This window comes from Mesorhizobium sp. P3_A10 (assembly GCF_056403175.1).
In genome coordinates this window covers 806189-825654 of record NZ_JBFUFZ010000002.1, presented here as the reverse complement: position 1 = coordinate 825654, position 19466 = coordinate 806189, and the positions used below count along the sequence as shown (strand labels likewise).

The following is a 19466-nucleotide window of genomic DNA, read 5'->3' as shown; positions in this document are numbered from 1 at the left end:
CGGGGGCTTGATCCCCGGCCGTTTCGGGTGGACGATGTGTCACTGTAGACGCGAATAATCCCGGCGGCAGACCGGAAAGGCGTGGACGGGTCTCAGCGCGCGGCTGAGCCTTACGGGGAGGAAACATGGCTCAAGCTCAGGAATTCGAGAAGGTTCTCTCGAGCAGCGACACAAGCGTTGCCGCTTTTGACGAGCACAAATCGGCCGTCAAACGCATCCAGCATTTCCTGCATTCGACCCCGGCCGCGGTGCCGCTGATCGTGCTGGTTCTGGCGATCATCGTCTTCGGCATCACCATCGGCGGGCGGTTCTTTTCGTCCTACACGCTGACGCTGATCCTGCAGCAGATCGCCATTGTCGGCATTCTCGGCGCCGCGCAGACGCTGGTCATCCTGACCGCCGGCATCGACCTTTCGATTGGCGTGATCATGGTGATTTCAGCCGTGATCATGGGCAATTGCGCGGTCAGTTACGGCATGCCGGCCATTCTCGCCGTGCCAATCGGGCTTGCCGCCGGCGCGGCCTGCGGGCTGCTCAACGGGGTGCTGGTCGCCTACATGAAGCTGCCGCCCTTCATCGTGACGCTTGGCACCTGGAACATCGTCATGGCCACGAATTTCATCTATTCGGCCAATGAGACGATCCGCGACACCGACGTCGATGCCCAGGCGCCGCTACTGCATCTTTTTGCCATGAGCTTCAAGATCGGCTCGGCGGTACTGACGCTCGGCGTCATTGCCACGGTCGTGCTCGTTTTGATCCTCTGGTATGTGCTCAATCACACCGCATGGGGTCGCCATGTCTACGCCGTTGGCGATGACCAGGAGGCGGCGAAGCTGTCGGGCATCCAGACCAAGAAGGTGTTGATGACGGTCTACACCCTTGCCGGGCTGATTGCCGCTTTCGCTGCCTGGGTCTCCATCGGCCGCAACGGCTCGATTTCGCCGTCAGCCGCTGTCACCGACTACAATCTACAGGCCATCACCGCGACGGTGATCGGCGGTATTTCCCTGTTCGGCGGGCGCGGCTCGATCCTGGGTACGCTGTTTGGCGCCATGATCGTCGGCGTCGTCTCGATGGGCCTCAACATGCTGGGCGCCGATCCGCAATGGAAAGTGCTGCTCACCGGTATGCTGATCATCGGCGCCGTCGCGATCGACCAATGGATCAGAAAGGTTTCGGCATAGTCATGACCCAGGAACCCATCCTCACCGCGCGCGGTCTGATCAAACGCTATGGCCGCGTCACCGCCCTCGACAGTGCCGATTTCGACCTCTATCCGGGCGAAATCCTCGCTGTCATCGGCGACAATGGCGCCGGCAAGTCGTCGCTCATCAAGGCGATTTCCGGCGCGGCCTTGCCCGATGAAGGCGAGATCCGGCTCGAAGGCAAAGCCGTCGCCTTTAAATCGCCGATGGAAGCCCGCGAAGCTGGCATCGAGACCGTCTACCAGAACCTGGCGCTGTCGCCGGCGCTGTCGATCGCCGACAACATGTTCCTCGGCCGCGAAATCCGCAAACCGGGTTTTCTCGGCGACTGGCTGCGCATGCTCGACCGTCCGGCGATGGAAAAGCGCGCCCGTGACAAGCTGACCGAGCTGGGGCTGATGACCATCCAGAACATCAGCCAGGCGGTCGAAACGCTGTCGGGCGGCCAACGCCAGGGCGTGGCGGTGGCGCGTGCCGCCGCCTTCGGCTCAAAAGTGGTGATCATGGATGAGCCGACGGCAGCACTTGGCGTCAAGGAAAGCCGCCGCGTGCTCGAACTGATCCTCGATGTGAAGAAGCGCGGCCTGCCGATCGTGCTGATCTCGCACAACATGCCGCATGTCTTCGAAGTGGCGGACCGCATCCACATTCACCGGCTGGGCCGTCGCCTGTGCGTCATCGATCCCAAGCAATATACCATGTCCGACGCCGTCGCCTTCATGACCGGGGCGAAGGTTCCGCCGGAGGCGGCACTGGCGGCCTGAGGCACTGACCGCCTGGATTGCCAAATTGCCGCAGGGCCGGTCGGAGCCGTGGCAGGCTAAATCGATTGAATATATAATAAGATGCAGTAGCATGGGCTGGGAGGAATGGTGAAAGCCGGTATGATCATGGCAACCGCACGAGAGGCAGCATGACGCGCGCGATGACATCCCAAGCCAACAAGCCCATTCTTGAAAACCCAGATCCCAAGACGCTCGCTGACGAAGTCTTGCTGGCCCTCAAATACCGGGTCGGCAAGGGCACCAACGTCGCCACCCAGTACGATTGGCTCACCGCCTCAATCAAGGTCGTGCGCGACCGCATCGTCGATCACTGGATGCAGGCGACGCAGGAGGCCTACGCTCAGCAGGAAAAGCGCGTCTACTATCTGTCGCTGGAATTCCTCATCGGCCGCCTGATGCGCGATGCCTTCTCCAATCTCGGCCTGATGGACAATATGCGCGAGGCGCTCAAGTCGCTCGGCGTCGACCTCGACATCATCGCTGCGCTCGAACCGGATGCCGCCCTCGGCAATGGCGGTCTTGGCCGTCTCGCCGCCTGCTTCATGGAAAGCATGGCGACGGTCGACATTCCGGCACACGGCTACGGCATCCGTTATGCCAACGGCATGTTCCGGCAGGAGATCCATGACGGCTGGCAGGTCGAACTGCCCGAGACCTGGCTCGACCACGGCAACCCGTGGGAGTTCGAACGGCGCGAACGTGCCTTCGAGGTCGGTTTCGGTGGTTCGGTGGAATCGATCACCTCGAAGGACGGCCGGCTCGAGCGTCACGTCTGGAAGCCGACCGAACATATTCAGGCTGTCGCCTACGACACGCCCGTCGTCGGCTGGCGGGCCAATCGCGTCAACACGCTGCGGCTGTGGTCGGGCATGCCGATCGATCCGATCCTGCTCGACAAGTTCAACGCCGGCGATCACATCGGCGCGCTTGCCGAAAGCAACAAGGCCGATGCCTTGTCGCGCGTGCTTTACCCCGCCGATTCCCACAAGGCGGGCCAGGAACTGCGGCTGCGGCAGGAGTATTTCTTCTCCACCGCCTCGCTGCAGGATATCCTCCAGCGTCATCTCAGCCAGTATGGCAATTTGCAGTCGCTGCCTGACAAGGCGGCGATCCATCTCAACGACACCCACCCGGCCATTGCTGTGCCCGAGTTGATGCGGCTTTTGATGGATGTCCACGGCATGGATTTCGACCAGGCCTGGAGCATCACCAAGCGCACCTTCGGCTACACCAACCACACGCTGCTGCCCGAAGCGCTGGAAAGCTGGCCGGTGCCGCTGTTCGAACGGCTGTTGCCGCGCCACATGCAGATCGTCTACGCCATCAATGCCGAGGTGCTGCTCGAGGCGCGCGCGTCCAACCAGTTCTCGGACGAGCAGATCAGCCGCATCTCGCTGATTCAGGAAAATGGCGACCGCCGGGTGCGCATGGGCAATCTAGCCTTTGTCGGCTCGCATTCGATCAACGGCGTCTCGGCGCTGCATACCGAATTGATGAAGGAGACGGTGTTTGCCGACCTTCACAAGCTCTATCCCGATCGCATCAACAACAAGACCAACGGCATTACGCCGCGGCGCTGGCTGATCCAGTGCAATCCCGGCCTGACGGCGCTGACCCGCGAGACGATCGGCGACCGTTTCCTGGATGACATCGACGCCATCAAGGGCCTCGAGGCCTTCGCCGGCGACGCCGCCTTCCGCGACAAGTTCGCCGCCGTCAAGCGGACCAACAAGGCGCGGCTGGCCAATCTCGTCGCCGACCGGCTTGGCATCAAGGTCGATCCCTCGGCGCTGTTCGACATCCAGATCAAGCGCATCCACGAATACAAGCGCCAGCTGCTCAACATCCTCGAAGCGATCGCGCTGTATGACCAGATCCGCTCGCATCCGGAGCGCGACTGGATGCCTCGCGTAAAGTTCTTCGGCGGCAAGGCGGCGCCCAGCTACCACAACGCTAAACTGATCATCAAACTCGCCAACGACGTCGCCAAGGTCATCAACAGCGACCCGTCGGTTCGTGGCCTGCTGAAAGTGGTATTCCTGCCGAACTACAATGTCAGCCTGGCCGAAATCATGATGCCGGCCGCCGACCTTTCCGAGCAGATCTCGACCGCCGGCATGGAAGCGTCGGGCACCGGCAACATGAAGTTCGCCCTGAACGGCGCACTCACCATCGGCACGCTCGACGGCGCCAATGTCGAGATCAAGGAGTGCGTCGGCGACGACAACATCTTCATCTTCGGCCTGACCACAGCCGAGGTCGCCGAGCGGCGCGCCAATGGCTACAATCCGCGCGCCGTGATCGAGGCATCGCCGGAACTGGCGCAAGCGGTGTCGGCCGTTTCGTCGGGCGTCTTCTCACCTGACGATCCTGATCGTTATCGCGACCTGATCAACGGTCTCTACCAGAGCGACTGGTTCATGGTCGCCGCCGATTTCGACTCCTACACTGCTGCCCAGCGCGAGGTCGACGCCGTCTGGCGCAACAGTCCCGACTGGTACGCGAGAGCAATCCGCAATGTCGCCCGCGTCGGCTGGTTCTCTTCCGATCGCACGATCCGCCAATACGCGAAAGAAATCTGGAACGTGCCCGCCTGATATGATTGCATGAGGCCACGAACAATGTGGTCCGGTGCATGTCGCCCAAAAGTGCCCAGCGGTTTTGGGGCAACGACATGCACGACAACAAAGAGGTGCATGTCGCCCAAAAGTGCGTAGCGGTTTTGGGACAGCGACATGCATAAGAACAAGACCAGGTGCCCAGGGAGGGTCACTGCCTGATGAGGAAGCCGCGCGCGACCGCTACGACAAGCGGGCCGGACGGACTGGCACCAGCCAGCGATGTCACGGCGATTGTTGCCGGCACGCATGGCGATCCATTTGCAGTGCTCGGTGTGCACGAAGTGGGCAAGGGCTTCGTCGCCCGCTGTTTCGTCCCGCATGCCGAATTCGTCACCGCCTATACGCTGACCGGCAAGAATGCCGGCGAGCTGTCCAGGCGCGACGATCACGGCTTCTTCGAGGGCAAGCTCTCGCTGCGCAAACGCCAGCCGCTGCGCTATCACGCCAGGAACGCCACCGCCGACTGGTGGCTGACCGATCCCTATTCCTTCGGCCCGGTGCTCGGACCTCTCGACGATTACTACATCGCGCAAGGGTCGCATCTGAGGCTGTTCGACAAGCTCGGCGCCCATCTCATCGACCATGAGGGTGCGTCCGGCGTGCACTTCGCTGTCTGGGCGCCCAATGCCAAGCGGGTGTCGGTGGTCGGCGACTTCAACGAATGGGACGGCCGCCGGCACACGATGCGCGACCGCCGCGACACCGGCATCTGGGAACTGTTCATTCCTGATATTGGCGCCGGCCGGCCCTACAAATACGAGATCATCGGGCCCGATGGCGTCCGGCTGCCGCTGAAGGCCGATCCCTTCGCCTTCAAGTCAGAACTGCGCCCGGCCACCGCTTCGGTGACGGCGGTGCCGCCGGCGCATGAATGGGGCGACGACGCGCACCGAAATTTCTGGCGCAACGCCGACCACAGGCGCGAAGCGGTGTCGATCTACGAGGTCCATGCCGGCTCGTGGCAGCTACGCGACGACGGCAGTTTCCTGTCATGGGACGAACTCGCCGACCAGCTGATCCCCTATGTGGTCGAGACGGGTTTCACCCATATCGAATTCATGCCGATCTCCGAACATCCCTATGACCCGTCATGGGGTTACCAGACAACTGGCCTTTATGCGCCGTCGGCCCGCTTCGGCGATCCGGATGGGTTTGCCCGTTTCGTCGACGGCGCCCACCGCGCCGGCCTCGGCGTCATCCTCGACTGGGTGCCGGCGCATTTTCCGGTCGACGCGCACGGCCTAGCCAATTTCGACGGCACCGCGCTCTATGAGCATGCCGACCCGCGCAAGGGTTTTCATCCCGACTGGAACACCGCGATCTACAATTTCGGCCGCCGCGAGGTGGTCTCGTTCCTCGTCAACAACGCGCTGTTCTGGGCTGAGAAATACCATGTCGACGGTTTGCGCGTCGATGCGGTGGCGTCGATGCTCTACCTCGATTATTCGCGCAAGGCCGGCGAATGGATCCCCAACGAGAAGGGCGGGCGCGAAAACCTCGAGGCGGTCAGCTTCCTGCAGAAGATGAACAAGGAGGTCTACGGCCATCATCCCGGCGTGATGACGATCGCCGAGGAATCGACCTCATGGCCAAAAGTCTCGGCACCCGTCCATGAAGGCGGGCTGGGCTTCGGCTTCAAGTGGAACATGGGCTTCATGCACGACACGCTGGAGTACTTTTCCAAGGAGCCGATCTTTCGCAAGCACCACCACAACGACCTTACCTTTGGCCTGACCTACGCCTTCTCAGAGAATTTCGTGCTGCCGCTTTCCCATGACGAAGTCGTGCACGGCAAGGGCACGCTTCTCGGCAAGATGGCCGGCGACGACTGGCAGAAGTTCGCGACGCTGCGCGCCTACTACGCCTTCATGTGGGGCTACCCCGGCAAGAAGCTTTTGTTCATGGGCCAGGAATTCGCCCAGCGCCGCGAATGGAGCGAAGCGCGCGCGCTCGACTGGAACCTGCTCGAGTTCCGGCTGCACCGCGGCGTCTGGCAGACGGTGCGCGACCTCAACTATCTCTACCGCTCACGCCCGGCGCTGCATGCGCGCGATTGCGAGCCGGAGGGCTTCTCCTGGCTGATCGTCGACGACAGCGCCAACTCGGTCTTTGCCTGGCTGCGCAGCGCGCCGGGCGGCAACCCGGTCGCCGTCATTTCCAACTTCACGCCGGTGCCGCGCGACAATTACCGCGTGCCGTTGCCGCAGGCCGGCAAATGGCGCGAGATCATCAACACCGATGCATCGGACTATGGTGGTTCGGGCAAGGGCAATGGCGGCGTGGTCGAAGCCAGGGCGGAAGGAGGAGGCATTTCGGTGACGATGCTTTTGCCGCCGCTGTCGACGATCATGCTCGAATTTGTTCCGGACTGAGCGATGTTCCAGACTGAGTGATTTGGGAGGGTAAAAATGGCAGAAACGAAACGAACCCAGCCGCTGGCCCGCGACGCCATGGCCTATGTGCTGGCCGGCGGCCGCGGCAGTCGCCTCAAGGAATTGACCGACCGGCGCGCCAAGCCCGCGGTCTATTTCGGCGGCAAGACGCGCATCATCGATTTCGCGCTCTCCAACGCGCTCAATTCCGGCATTCGCCGCCTCGGCGTCGCCACCCAGTACAAGGCGCATTCGCTGATCCGCCATCTGCAGCGTGGCTGGAACTTCCTGCGGCCCGAACGAAACGAAAGTTTTGACATCCTGCCGGCCAGCCAGCGCGTTTCGGAAACGCAGTGGTATGAAGGCACGGCGGACGCGGTCTACCAGAACATCGATATCATCGAGGCCTATGGGCCCGAATACATGGTCATCCTCGCCGGCGACCACATCTACAAGATGGACTACGAGATGATGCTTCGCCAGCATGTCGATGCCGGCGCCGACGTCACCGTCGGCTGTCTCGAAGTGCCGCGCATGGAAGCCACCGGCTTCGGCGTCATGCATGTCGATGCCAAGGACAACATCATTGCCTTCGTCGAAAAGCCGGCCGATCCACCGGGCATTCCCGACAAGCCGGAATTCGCGCTGGCCTCGATGGGCATCTACGTCTTCAAGACCAAGTTCCTGATGGAGCAGTTGCGCCGCGATGCGGCCGAGCCGGGCTCAAGCCGCGACTTCGGCAAGGACATCATCCCCTATATCGTCCAGCACGGTAAGGCGATCGCGCATCGCTTCGCCAAATCCTGCGTCCGCTCGACGATGGAAAACGAGGCCTACTGGCGCGATGTCGGTACGGTCGACGCCTATTGGGAAGCCAATATCGACTTGACCGACGTCACGCCGGAGCTCGATCTCTACGACCGCGACTGGCCGATCTGGACTTACGCAGAATTGAAGCCGCCGGCAAAGTTCGTGCATGACGAGGATGGCCGCCGTGGTTCGGCCGTATCCTCGCTGGTGTCAGGCGATTGCATCGTGTCGGGCGCTTCGCTGAAGAAAAGCCTGATCTTCACCGGCGCGCGCATCAACTCCTATTCGACGCTCGAGGAAGTCGTCATGTTGCCCGACGTTCATGTCGGCCGGAACGCAAAGTTGAAGCGCTTGGTTATCGATCATGGCGTAAGGATACCGGAGGGGCTGGTGGTTGGCGAAGACCCGATCCTCGACGCCAAGCGCTTCCGCGTTTCTGAAAAAGGCATCTGCCTTGTCACGCAGGAAATGATCGACAAATTGAAGCTGTAGCGGATTAGGATTGTAGTGAATGCAGGTTCTGTCGGTTACGCCCGAGATTTTCCCGCTGATCAAGACCGGCGGACTGGCCGACGTAACCGGCGCCTTGCCCATCGCATTGGCGGCCAAGGGCGTGACCATGCGAACGCTCATCCCGGGCTTCCCCGTGGTGATGGACGCCTTCAAGAAAAAGAAGGCCGTGCACCAGTATCCGCTGCTGCAGGGCGGCAAGGCTTCGGTGCATGCCGTCCAGATCGCCGGGCTCGACCTGTTCGTGCTCGACGCGCCGCATCTGTTTGATCGTCCCGGCGGTCCCTATGGCAATGCGGCCGGCGCTGACTGGCCAGACAATTGGCGGCGCTTCGCGGCCTTGAGCCAGGTCGGCGGCGACATCGCCGGCGGCGCCATATCAGGCTACCAGCCCGACCTCGTCCACGCCCATGACTGGCAGTCGGCGATGACGCTCGCCTATATGCGCTACGGCAAGGCGGTCGGCGTCCCGTCGATGATCACCGTCCACAACCTTGCCTTCCAGGGCCAGTTCGGCGCCGGCATTTTTGGCGAGCTTGGCCTGCCGGCGGTTGCGATGGCGCTCGACGGCGTCGAATATTACGGTGGCGTCGGTTTCCTGAAAGCCGGCCTGCAGGCTGCCTGGGCGATCACCACGGTCAGCCCGACCTATGCCCAGGAAATCCGCGCGCCGGAATTCGGCATGGGCCTCGATGGCCTCATCAACATGCGCTCCACCGATCTCTACGGCATCGTCAACGGCATCGACACCGACATCTGGAATCCGGAGACCGACAAGCAGCTGGTGTCCACCTACACGGCCAAGACCCTGAAGGCGCGCGCACCCAACAGGGCCGCTGTCGAGGATCGTTTCAGCCTCGACCGCGACGACAGCCCGATCGTCTGCGTCATCAGCCGGCTGACCTGGCAAAAGGGCATGGACATACTGGCGGCGGTCGTCGACGGCATCGTCGCATCTGGTGCGCGGCTGGCGATCCTGGGCTCCGGCGATGCCGGCCTCGAAGGCGCGCTGCTTGCCGCCGCCGCCCGCCATCGCGGCCGCATCGGCGTCGTCGTCGGCTATGACGAGGTTCTGTCCCACACCATGCAGGGCGGCTGCGACGCCATCATCATCCCGTCGCGTTTCGAGCCATGCGGACTGACCCAGCTTTACGGGCTGCGCTATGGCTGCGTGCCGGTCGTCGCCCGCACCGGCGGTCTTGCCGACACGATCATCGACGCCAATGAAGCCGCTGTTTCGGCCGGCGTGGCAACCGGCTTCCAGTTTGCGCCCGCCAACGCCGGCGCCTTCCTGCACGCCATCCGCCGGCTGGTGGAGGCGCACGCCAATCCGGCGGTCTGGACGTCGATCCAGAGGCAAGGCATGAAGGCCGACGTGTCGTGGGATCGAAGTGCTGAAAAATACGTTGAACTCTATCGCTTGCTGCTTTCGAAAAGGGCTGCCTGAGGCATGATAAGAACCGTCGCCACCAAACCCTATTCCGACCAGAAGCCCGGCACTTCCGGGCTGCGCAAGAAGGTGCCGGTGTTCCAGCAGGAGCACTATGCCGAGAACTTCATCCAGTCGATCTTCGATGCGCTGGAAGGTTTCGAGGGCAAGACCCTGGTGATCGGCGGCGACGGCCGTTTCTACAATCGCGAGGTCATCCAGAAGGCCATCGCCATGGCGGCGGCCAACGGCTTCGGCAAGGTGATGGTCGGGCAGGGCGGCATCCTGTCGACGCCGGCGGCCTCGAATGTCATCCGCAAATACAAGACTTTCGGCGGCATCATCCTGTCGGCCAGCCACAATCCAGGCGGCCCGCATGAGGATTTCGGCATCAAGTACAATGCCGGCAATGGCGGGCCGGCGCCGGAAAAACTGACCGACGCGATGTTCGAAAAGACCAAGACGATTTCGAGCTTCAAGATCGCCGACATCGAACCGATCGACATCGACAAGATCGGCACGGTCAAGGCTGCCGGCATGACGGTCGAGATCATCGATCCGGTCACCGACTATGCCGAGCTGATGGAAAGCCTGTTCGACTTCGACGCCATCCGCGCCAATTTCAAATACGGCTTCCGCATGCGCTTCGACGCCATGCATGCGGTCACCGGCCCCTATGCCAAGGAGATCCTCGAACGGCGGCTTGGCGCGCCCAACGGCACCTGCCGCAACTTCAAGCCATTGGAGGATTTTGGCGGTCACCACCCCGATCCCAACCTCGTCCACGCCAAGCACCTATATGACGAGATGATGGGGCCGGACGCGCCGGACTTTGGCGCCGCCTCCGACGGCGACGGCGACCGCAATCTGATCATCGGCAAGGGCATTTTCGTCACCCCGTCGGATTCGGTCGCCATGCTCGCCGCCAACGCCCATCTGGCGCCCGGCTATAAGGCCGGCTTGAAGGGCATCGCCCGCTCGATGCCGACCAGCGGTGCTGCCGACCGCGTCGCCGAAAAGCTCGGCATTGGCATCTACGAGACGCCGACCGGCTGGAAGTTCTTCGGCAATCTGCTCGACGCCGATATGGCGACGATCTGCGGCGAGGAGAGTGCCGGGACCGGCTCCAACCATGTCCGCGAAAAGGACGGCCTTTGGGCGGTGCTGTTGTGGCTCAACATCCTGGCGGTGCGCGGCGAAAGCGCCAGAGAGATCGTCACCGAGCACTGGGCGAGCTATGGCCGCAACTACTATTCGCGCCATGACTACGAAGAGGTCGAGAGCGACCGCGCCAACGCCCTGGTCGACGAACTGCGCGCCAAGCTTGCCTCGCTGCCGGGTACCAGCGTGCGCGGCATGAAGATCGCCAGCGCCGACGATTTTGCCTATCACGATCCGGTCGATGGCTCGATCAGCAAGAACCAGGGCATCCGGGTGCTGTTCGAAGGCGGCTCACGCGTCGTCTTCCGCCTCTCCGGCACCGGCACCTCAGGCGCCACGCTGCGCGTCTATATCGAGCGCTACGAGCCGGACACAGCGAGGCATGATCTCGACACGCAAGAGGCGCTCGCCGACCTGATTACGGCGGCCGATGATATCGCCGGCATCAAGAGCCACACCGGCCGCAACAAGCCGAGCGTGATTACTTGAGGTTGGCGGTGGCTTCACCCTCCCCCTTGGGGGGAGGGTCGATCCGCGTAGCGGATCGGGGTGGGGGTGCTCGTGATGCGCTTGCCCTGCGCCGCCCCCCACCCCGCTCACTTCGTTCGCGACCCTCCCCACAAGGGGGAGGGTGGAGGACGCGCCTGTGACCCAACTCGGCGCCACCATCACCCCGGAAGGCATCCGCTTTGCCGCATGGTCGTCGGCGGCGCGGCGTCTCTGGGTGTCAATCTTCGACGACGCGGGAAGCCGCGAGATCGACCGGCTTGAACTTCAGCCGGAAGGCGAGGGCGTCTACGCACTGTTCGTTGCCGGTCTCGCCGCCGGCACCAGATACGGCTTTCGCGCCGATGGTGACTATGCGCCGGGGCGCGGGCTGTGGTTCGACCCTGACAAGCTGTTGGTCGATCCCTATGCGGTCGAGATCGACAGGCCCTACGCCTATGACTGGCGGCTGGCCCAGCGCCGCGGCGAAGGGGCCGACACCGCCCCGCTGCTGCCGAAGGCCATCGCCGGCGCCTTGCCCCGGCCTGCGCCTGCCTTGCCGCCACTGTTCCAGCCGGGCGGCCTTGTCTACGAAGTGCCGGTGCGCGCCTTCACCATGCTGCATCCTGATATCCCCCAGGAGCAGCGCGGCACGATTGCAGCGCTTGCCCACCCCGCCATCATCGAGCACCTGAAGAAACTTGGCGTCGGAGCGGTGGAACTGATGCCGGTGACGGCGTCGATCGACGAACGGCACCTGCCGCCGCTCGGGCTGCGCAACGCCTGGGGCTACAACCCCGTCACCTTCATGGCGCTCGATCCACGGCTTGCTCCGGGCGGCCTGGCCGAATTGCGCGAGACGGTCGCCGTGCTGCGCAAGGCCGGCATCGGCACCATCCTCGATCTCGTCTTCAACCACACCGGCGAAAGCGACAGGCTTGGCCCGACGCTGTCGCTGCGTGGGCTCGACAATCGCGCCTACTATCGGCACGAGGCCGACAACAGGCTGGTCAACGACACCGGCACCGGCAACACGGTCGCTTGCGATCATCCGGTCGTGCGGGAAATGGTCCTCGATACGCTTCGTCACTTTGTCAGTCATGCCGGCGTCGATGGGTTCCGGTTCGATCTCGCGCCCATTCTCGGCCGTGTCGAGGGAACATTCGACGCCGACGCGCCGTTGCTGCGGGCCATGCACAACGATCCGGTTCTGGGCGATCGCGTGCTGATCGCCGAGCCTTGGGATATCGGCCCGGACGGCTATCAGCTCGGCAATTTTCGCCCGCCCTTCCTCGAATGGAACGACAAGTTTCGCGACGACATCCGCCGCTTCTGGCGCGGCGATCGCGGCATGGTCGGCGCGCTGGCGACGAGGCTGGCCGGTTCGTCCGACGTCTTTGCCAAAGGTGACCAGCGGACCAGCCGCTCGGTCAATTTCATCGCTGCCCATGACGGCATGACGCTGGCCGACATCGTCGCCTATGAGCGCAAGCACAACCAGGCCAATGGCGAGCAGAACCGCGACGGCCACAACGACAATTTGTCGTGGAACAACGGCGTCGAAGGTGAGAGTGGCGACGAGGCAGTAGCAAAGGCTCGCCTCGATGATCAGCGCGCGCTGCTGGCGACGCTGTTCGCCTCGCGCGGCACGATCATGCTGACAGCAGGCGACGAATTTGGCCGCACGCAGCGCGGCAACAACAACGCCTATGCGCAGGACAACGACATCATCTGGCTCGACTGGGCCGGCCGCGATCAGGCGCTGGAACGCCATGCCTTTGCGCTTGCCGCGATGCGTCGTGCCGCCGCGGCGCTCTCGGACACGCGCTTTCTAAGCGGCCAGCCGGCTGCGGGGCCGACCATACCCGATGTTGCCTGGCTGACGGAAACTGGTGTGCCGCTCGAAGAAGCCAGCTGGCACGACCCGGATCGGCATCGCCTTGTCATGGTGCTCGGCGCCGCCAGCGACGGCGATGGCCGTCTTGCCGTCATCTTCAACGGTGATCGCCGGGCCTGCGTTTTCACCCTGCCTCAGCGGGACGGATTTTTGTGGGCTGCGGCGCCAACCGACGCTGCCGACATTGCACGGCCGGTGCCGGGGCGAACGGTGATTTTCAGGATCGAACGCAAAGCCGGGCAGGCTGGCGCGAAGGAGAGATCTTAGTGGCCGATAACAATGCGCAGTGGTGGCGCGGCTGCGTCATCTACCAGATCTACCCGCGCTCCTATCAGGACACGACAGGCGACGGCAGCGGCGATCTCAGCGGTATCACCTCGAGGCTGGCTCATGTCGCATCGCTTGGCGTCGACGCCATCTGGCTGTCGCCCTTCTTCAAGTCGCCGATGGCCGATATGGGCTACGACGTCTCCGATTATTGTGACGTCGATCCGATGTTCGGCACGATTGACGATTTCGACGCGCTGGTCGCCGAGGCGCACCGGCTCGGCCTGAAGATCATCATCGACCAGGTCCTGTCGCATTCCTCGGACAAGCACGAATGGTTCGTCGAAAGCCGCGCCAGCCGCGATAACCCTAAAGCGGACTGGTATGTCTGGGCCGACACCAGGCCTGACGGCAACGCACCCAACAACTGGCTGTCTGTGTTCGGCGGCCCTGCCTGGGAGTGGGATTCGACCCGCAGGCAGTTTTACATGCACAATTTCCTCGCCTCGCAGCCGGACCTGAATTTTCACAATCCCGAGGTCCAGGACGCGCTTCTGGAGACGGTGCGGTTCTGGCTCGAGCGCGGCGTCGACGGCTTCCGGCTGGATACGGTCAACTACTATGTCCATGACCGTTGGCTGCGCAGCAACCCCCCGCTCGCGGCAAGCGTCGCCGGCACCAACACCGAAACCAACACCTACCTCTATCAGGAACATCTGTTCGACAAGACGCGGCCGGAAAACCTTGCTTTCCTCCGGCGCTTCCGGGCGCTGCTCGATGAGTATGAAGGCCGCGCCGCCGTCGGCGAAATCGGCGACGAAGGCCGTTCGCTGCAGACGCTGGCCGCCTACACCTCCGGCGGCGACACGCTGCAAATGTGCTACACGTTCGACCTGCTCGGCCAGCAATTCTCGGCAGCCCATGTGCGCGGCTGCGTCGAGGCTTTCGAGACGGCAGTTGCCGATGGCTGGGTCTGCTGGGCGTTCTCCAACCACGATGTCGTGCGCCATGTCAGCCGCTGGACGCGGCCCGGCGGCGATCCGGACACCGTGGCGAAATTCTCCATCGCGCTTTTGTCCTGCCTGCGCGGATCGATCTGCCTCTATCAGGGCGAGGAGCTTGGGCTGGAGGAAGCGGAACTCGCCTTCGAGGATTTGCGCGATCCGTTCGGCATCCGCTTCTGGCCGGGAATCAAGGGCAGGGATGGTTGCCGCACGCCGATGGTCTGGGAGGCGGGCGCCGAAAATGCCGGCTTCTCCTCGGGCAGGCCGTGGCTTCCGGTGCCGGAAGCCCATCGCGCCCGTGCTGTCGATGTCGAGAATGGCGAGGAGGAGTCTGTGCTCGCCGCCTATCGGGCGATGCTTGCGCTGCGCAAGCGGCTTCCGGCGCTGGTGGACGGCTCGATCCGCTTTCTCGATGCGGAGGGCGATGTCCTTGCCTTCATCCGCGAAGGCGGCGGCGCGAAAATGCTCTGCGTTTTCAATTTCGCCGACGAGCCAGCCAACTGGCCATTGCCATCGGATCTGACTGCCATAGATATGATTGCTCTTGGCGGTGCCGGTGCGGTGTTGCAGGAGGACCGGCTGTCGCTGCCGCCGTTGGGATGCTTCCTCGGGCGGGTCAGATAGCGGCTTCCACAGCGATTTGCGGAACGTCGCTGTTTGCCTCGATCCATGTCGCGATACAACCATGCCGAGCAGAGGAGGTATCAAGAAGCAGCACCTGCAGGGTAAATTCGATCGCCGATGTCGCGGACGCTGTGTGCCCGCAAACGTCAACTCGAAGCAGGGTTTTTGGTGTTCGTGAGCGTGGTGCGGCTTTCGCCAAACCCTGGCTGCAAAACCAGAAAACCGGTGGAGCAACCGGAAGATGCAGCCAGTTGAAAGAGTGCTTTGAACTTTAATCTTTGCTGTTTTAGCGCGCAGCTACTCACTTTACGTCAAGCAGGGGGCGGTTGAAATAAGATTTCCGTCTGTCTAGTCTCCAGCCACCAGCTGCCGGAAAAGGGAACCGGCGGTGCGCTCAAAGGGGCCAGATATCGGTCTCGGGGCGTCAACACTCGAAAGGCGTGGCTGATGGCTGCGCCACAGGGAGAAACTTCATGCTGAAAAACATGCTGAAGGCGACGCTGGTCGCCACAACCATGACCTTTGCCGCCGGCACGTTCCTGACGCCGGCCCTTGCCGAGACTGTCTATAACAGAGGCAGCGCCGCCGAAGCGGAGACGGTCGATCCGCACAAGACCTCGACCGTCTATGAAGCCGATATCATCCGCGACCTGTTCCAGGGACTGGTCATGCACGATCAGAAGACGAACCTCATTCCGGGCGCCGCCGAAAGCTGGACCGTGTCCGATGACGGCACCGTCTACACCTTCAAGCTGCGCAAGGACGGCTTGTGGTCGGATGGCAGCCCGGTGACGGCGGACGACTTCGTCTATTCCTTCCGTCGGCTCGAGGATCCGGCGACCGCCGCCGAATACGCTTCCATGCTTTATCCCGTGAAGAACGCCGAGGAAGTCAACACCAAGAAAGGCAAGCCCGAGGATATGGGCGTCAAGGCGATCGACGCCAACACCCTGGAAGTGACGCTGAAGGCGCCGACTCCCTACTTCCTCGAGATGCTGACCCACCAGGCGACCTATCCGGTCAACAAGGCTTCGATTGACAAGCTCGGCGCCGAGTGGATCAAGCCGGGCAATCTGGTTTCGAACGGCGCTTATACGCTGGCGGAGTGGATTCCCAACGACCATATGAAGCTGGTCAAGAATTCGAAATTCTGGGACGCCGCGACCGTCAAGATGGACGTGGTCAACTACATCCCGACAGAAGACCGCTCATCGGCGATGAAGCGCTTCGAGGCCGGTGAACTCGACAGTTACGGCGATCTGCCGACCGAACAGCTTGCCGACCTCAAGACCAAGTTCGGCGATCAGGTCCGCGTCGGACCGTATCTCGGCACCTACTACTATGCGATCAAGACCGACAAGGCGCCGTGGGACAATCCCGAGCTGCGCACCGCCGTCTCGATGGCGATCGACCGCGACTTCCTTGCCGAGAAAGTCTGGCAGAACTCGATGCTGCCTGGCTATTCGATGGTCCCTCCCGGCATCGCGGGCTACACACCGGCAATGGCCAAATTTGCTGACATGCCGCAGATCGACCGTGAGGACGCCGCCAAGAAGATCCTCGAGAAACTCGGCTACACGCCCGAGCATCCGCTGAAGATGGAGATCCGCTACAACACCTCGGAGAACCACAAGAACACCGCGGTTGCCATCCAGGAACAGCTGAAGCCGCTTGGCGTCGAGGTGACGCTGCTCAACACCGACACCAAGACCCACTATTCCTTCCTCGAGCAGAAGGGCAACTATGACGTGGCGCGCGCCGCCTGGATCGCCGACTACAAGGATCCGGAAACCTTCCTCGGCATTTCCCGCAAGGCGAGCGGCAACAACTATTCGGACTATGTCAGCCCGGCATATGAAGCGGCCATGGACAAGGCTGCGGCTGCTGGCGGCAAGCCAGAAGACCGCATGAAGGACCTCACTGAGGCCGAGCGCATCCTCATCGACGATGTCGGCCAGATCCCGCTTCTCTACTACAGCTTCCACGATATCGTTTCCTCGAAGCTGCATGGCTTCGACGACAATGTGATGGACATCCATCCGTCCCGCTTCGTCTCCAAGGACTGAATCATCCCTGACTGGACCGCCGCGCCTCATCTGGGTGCGGCGGGCCGGTCGGTCATCGCACCGGTCCGAAAGTCGTGGTCGATTTTTGGCTAGCCCGGTGCGAAGATTGGAGGCGCCGGAGCGTGGCAATGCGTCTGCATGGACGTAATGTCGCTCTGGCCGAAGCGGGGCGCCGATGCTGCGATATATTCTCCGGCGGCTTCTGACCGCCATACCGACGCTATTTGTCATCGTGACCATGGCGTTCTTCCTGATACGCGTTGCACCGGGCGGCCCGTTTAATCAGGAGCGGGGCCTGAGCCCCGAGATCAGGGCCAATCTCGAGGCGCAGTTCGGTCTCGGCGATCCGCTCTGGCTGCAATATGCCCACTATCTCGGCAATCTGCTGCGCGGCAATTTCGGGCCGAGCTACAATTTGCCTGATTTCACCGTCACCGAACTCTTCGCCAAGGGCTTGCCTATTTCAGTCCAGCTCGGCACCTCCGCGCTGATTCTGGCGCTGCTGCTTGGTTCGGTGCTCGGCACCATTGCCGCGCTCAACCAGAACAAGCTTGGCGACTATACGGTGATTGCGCTGGCGACCGCCGGCAGCACCATCCCCACCTTCGTCATCGCGCCGGTGATCCAACTTGTGTTCGGGTTGACCTGGAAACTGTTGCCGATCGGCGGTTGGGGCGATGGCGCCTTCATCAACAAGGTCGGCCCAGTACTGACGCTCGCTCTGCCGCAGATCGCCATCGTTGCCCGCCTGATGCGTGGTTCGATGATTGAGAGCTTGCGCTCGCATCATATCCGAACGGCGCGTGCGCTTGGCCTGTCGGATTGGTCGGTGGTGGTCAAGCACGCGCTGCGCGGCGCCATCCTGCCGATCGTCTCCTTCACCGGGCCGGCAGCCGCGGCGCTGCTCACCGGTTCGGTCATCGTCGAGACCATCTTCTCCATTCCAGGCGTCGGCCGCTATTTCGTCGATGCCGCGCTCAACCGCGACTACACGCTGGTGATGGGAACCGTGGTGGTGATCGCGCTGTTCACCATCGTCTTCAACCTGATCGTCGATGTCATGTACGCGGTCGTCGACCCGAGGGTGCGCTATGACTGACATCGCAGCCACCGCCGCCCCGCCGGCCGTCGTCGGCCGCTCGCTCTGGGGCGATGCCTGGGCGCGGCTCAAGGCCAACCGCGCCGCCATGTTCAGCCTCTATTATCTGGCCTTCATTGGCGTCATCAGCGTGTTCGGGCCCTGGTTCGTGCCGCATCAATACACCACCATCTACGCCGACTATGTGCGCACGCCGCCAAGCTTTTCATCCTATCCGAAGCCCGACATGATCGAGACGGCGCTCAAGGATGCAATCAAGCGCATGCGCGTCGACATCAAGGAGTGGAAGCAGGAGGGCGATCGCGTCACCGTCACCGTCACCTCGACCAAGCCGATCGACGAGCGCAACATCCGCTATCTCGACCGCTCCGATGCCTTTGACGATACCAAGATAGAGAGCAAATCGCCCGACGGGCTCGAATTGACGATGACTGCGTCGGTCAAACAGCAGTATTTCCTGTTCGGCACCGACAACACCGGGCGCGATCTGTTGTCGCGCACGCTGATGGCAGGGCGCATCTCGCTGGCCATCGGTCTGCTTGCCGGTGTCGTCGCCGTGGTCATCGGCGTGCTTTACGGGGCCGCGGCCGGATTTTCCGGCGGCAAAATCGACGAGGTGATGATGCGCATCGTCGACGTGCTCTATTCCTTGCCGTTCATCTTCTTCGTCATCATGCTGGTGGTGTTTTTCGGCCGCAACTTCGTGCTGATGTTTTTGGCGGTCGGCGCCGTGCTGTGGCTCGATATGGCGCGCATCGTGCGCGGACAGGCGCTGTCGATCCGGCGCCAGGAATATGTCCAGGCGGCCGAAGCCATGGGCGTTGGCCAGCGCGGCATCCTGATCCGCCACGTCATCCCCAATCTGCTTGGCCCGGTGGTGATCTACATGACGCTGCTGGTGCCGCAGGTGATCATTCTGGAAAGCTTCCTGTCGTTCCTCGGGCTCGGCGTCCAGGAACCGATGACCAGCTGGGGTGTGCTGATTTCGGTCGGCGCCAAGAACATCGGCACCGCCAACTGGCTGCTGCTGTTTCCGGCCTTCTTCCTCGTCTCAACGCTGTTTGCGCTGAATTTCGTCGGCGACGGCCTGCGCGATGCGCTCGACCCGAGAGATCGATAAGGATGGG

The 19466-nt window shown here is 62.5% G+C and carries 12 protein-coding genes; all 12 read left to right on the top strand.

Going from position 1 to position 19466, the window contains the following annotated elements; all coding sequences use genetic code 11:
• Window positions 1–125: 125 nt before the first annotated feature.
• A complete protein-coding gene (locus tag AC1DXU_RS10825; protein WP_477316130.1) occupies window positions 126–1187 on the top strand; it encodes an ABC transporter permease in 1062 nt (353 codons plus the stop codon).
• A 2-nt stretch (window positions 1188–1189) separates the two neighbouring features.
• Window positions 1190–1972, top strand: coding sequence for an ATP-binding cassette domain-containing protein (locus AC1DXU_RS10820; protein ID WP_477243678.1), 783 nt, complete (start codon window positions 1190–1192; stop codon window positions 1970–1972).
• A gap of 149 nt (window positions 1973–2121) precedes the next feature.
• The gene (locus AC1DXU_RS10815; RefSeq protein WP_477367956.1) at window positions 2122–4590 is read left to right on the top strand and encodes a glycogen/starch/alpha-glucan phosphorylase; all 2469 of its coding nucleotides are present in this window, start codon (window positions 2122–2124) and stop codon (window positions 4588–4590) included.
• Between the two features lie 182 nt (window positions 4591–4772).
• Window positions 4773–6986 (top strand): 1,4-alpha-glucan branching protein GlgB, encoded by a 2214-nt coding sequence (glgB, locus tag AC1DXU_RS10810; RefSeq protein ID WP_477367953.1) that lies wholly within the window; start codon window positions 4773–4775, stop codon window positions 6984–6986.
• Between the two features lie 36 nt (window positions 6987–7022).
• The gene (gene glgC / locus AC1DXU_RS10805; protein ID WP_477367950.1) at window positions 7023–8288 is read left to right on the top strand and encodes a glucose-1-phosphate adenylyltransferase; all 1266 of its coding nucleotides are present in this window, start codon (window positions 7023–7025) and stop codon (window positions 8286–8288) included.
• Window positions 8289–8307: 19 nt separating this feature from the next.
• Window positions 8308–9753 (top strand): glycogen synthase GlgA, encoded by a 1446-nt coding sequence (gene glgA / locus AC1DXU_RS10800; RefSeq protein WP_477367947.1) that lies wholly within the window; start codon window positions 8308–8310, stop codon window positions 9751–9753.
• Between the two features lie 3 nt (window positions 9754–9756).
• Entirely contained in the window at window positions 9757–11385 is a 1629-nt protein-coding gene (locus AC1DXU_RS10795) for an alpha-D-glucose phosphate-specific phosphoglucomutase (protein WP_477367944.1), read from the top strand.
• A gap of 157 nt (window positions 11386–11542) precedes the next feature.
• On the top strand, window positions 11543–13546 hold the full coding sequence (gene glgX, locus AC1DXU_RS10790; protein WP_477367941.1) for a glycogen debranching protein GlgX: 2004 nt from the start codon (window positions 11543–11545) through the stop codon (window positions 13544–13546).
• Window positions 13546–15174 (top strand): beta-galactosidase BglA, encoded by a 1629-nt coding sequence (gene bglA, locus AC1DXU_RS10785; protein ID WP_477367938.1) that lies wholly within the window; start codon window positions 13546–13548, stop codon window positions 15172–15174. The genes glgX and bglA overlap by 1 nt, the downstream gene beginning before the upstream one ends.
• A 473-nt stretch (window positions 15175–15647) precedes the next feature.
• The gene (locus AC1DXU_RS10780) at window positions 15648–17240 is read left to right on the top strand and encodes a peptide ABC transporter substrate-binding protein (RefSeq protein WP_477316146.1); all 1593 of its coding nucleotides are present in this window, start codon (window positions 15648–15650) and stop codon (window positions 17238–17240) included.
• Window positions 17241–17415: 175 nt separating this feature from the next.
• Window positions 17416–18339: an ABC transporter permease subunit gene (locus tag AC1DXU_RS10775; protein ID WP_477316148.1), complete on the top strand. Its 924-nt coding sequence runs from the start codon at window positions 17416–17418 to the stop codon at window positions 18337–18339.
• On the top strand, window positions 18332–19459 hold the full coding sequence (locus tag AC1DXU_RS10770) for an ABC transporter permease (RefSeq protein WP_477316150.1): 1128 nt from the start codon (window positions 18332–18334) through the stop codon (window positions 19457–19459). Before AC1DXU_RS10775 ends, AC1DXU_RS10770 begins: the two co-directional genes overlap by 8 nt.
• The last annotated feature ends 7 nt before the right edge of the window (window positions 19460–19466 follow it).

Bases quoted from the DNA above. Each gene is read 5' to 3' on its own strand.
- glgA (WP_477367947.1), top strand. From the start codon at position 8,308: ATGCAGGTTCTGTCGGTTACGCCCGAGATTTTCCCGCTGATCAAGACC.
- AC1DXU_RS10825 (WP_477316130.1), top strand. From the start codon at position 126: ATGGCTCAAGCTCAGGAATTCGAGAAGGTTCTCTCGAGCAGCGACACA.
- glgB (WP_477367953.1), top strand. From the start codon at position 4,773: ATGAGGAAGCCGCGCGCGACCGCTACGACAAGCGGGCCGGACGGACTG.
- glgC (WP_477367950.1), top strand. From the start codon at position 7,023: ATGGCAGAAACGAAACGAACCCAGCCGCTGGCCCGCGACGCCATGGCC.
- AC1DXU_RS10820 (WP_477243678.1), top strand. From the start codon at position 1,190: ATGACCCAGGAACCCATCCTCACCGCGCGCGGTCTGATCAAACGCTAT.
- AC1DXU_RS10780 (WP_477316146.1), top strand. From the start codon at position 15,648: ATGCTGAAAAACATGCTGAAGGCGACGCTGGTCGCCACAACCATGACC.
- AC1DXU_RS10770 (WP_477316150.1), top strand. From the start codon at position 18,332: ATGACTGACATCGCAGCCACCGCCGCCCCGCCGGCCGTCGTCGGCCGC.
- AC1DXU_RS10775 (WP_477316148.1), top strand. From the start codon at position 17,416: ATGCTGCGATATATTCTCCGGCGGCTTCTGACCGCCATACCGACGCTA.
- AC1DXU_RS10795 (WP_477367944.1), top strand. From the start codon at position 9,757: ATGATAAGAACCGTCGCCACCAAACCCTATTCCGACCAGAAGCCCGGC.
- AC1DXU_RS10815 (WP_477367956.1), top strand. From the start codon at position 2,122: ATGACGCGCGCGATGACATCCCAAGCCAACAAGCCCATTCTTGAAAAC.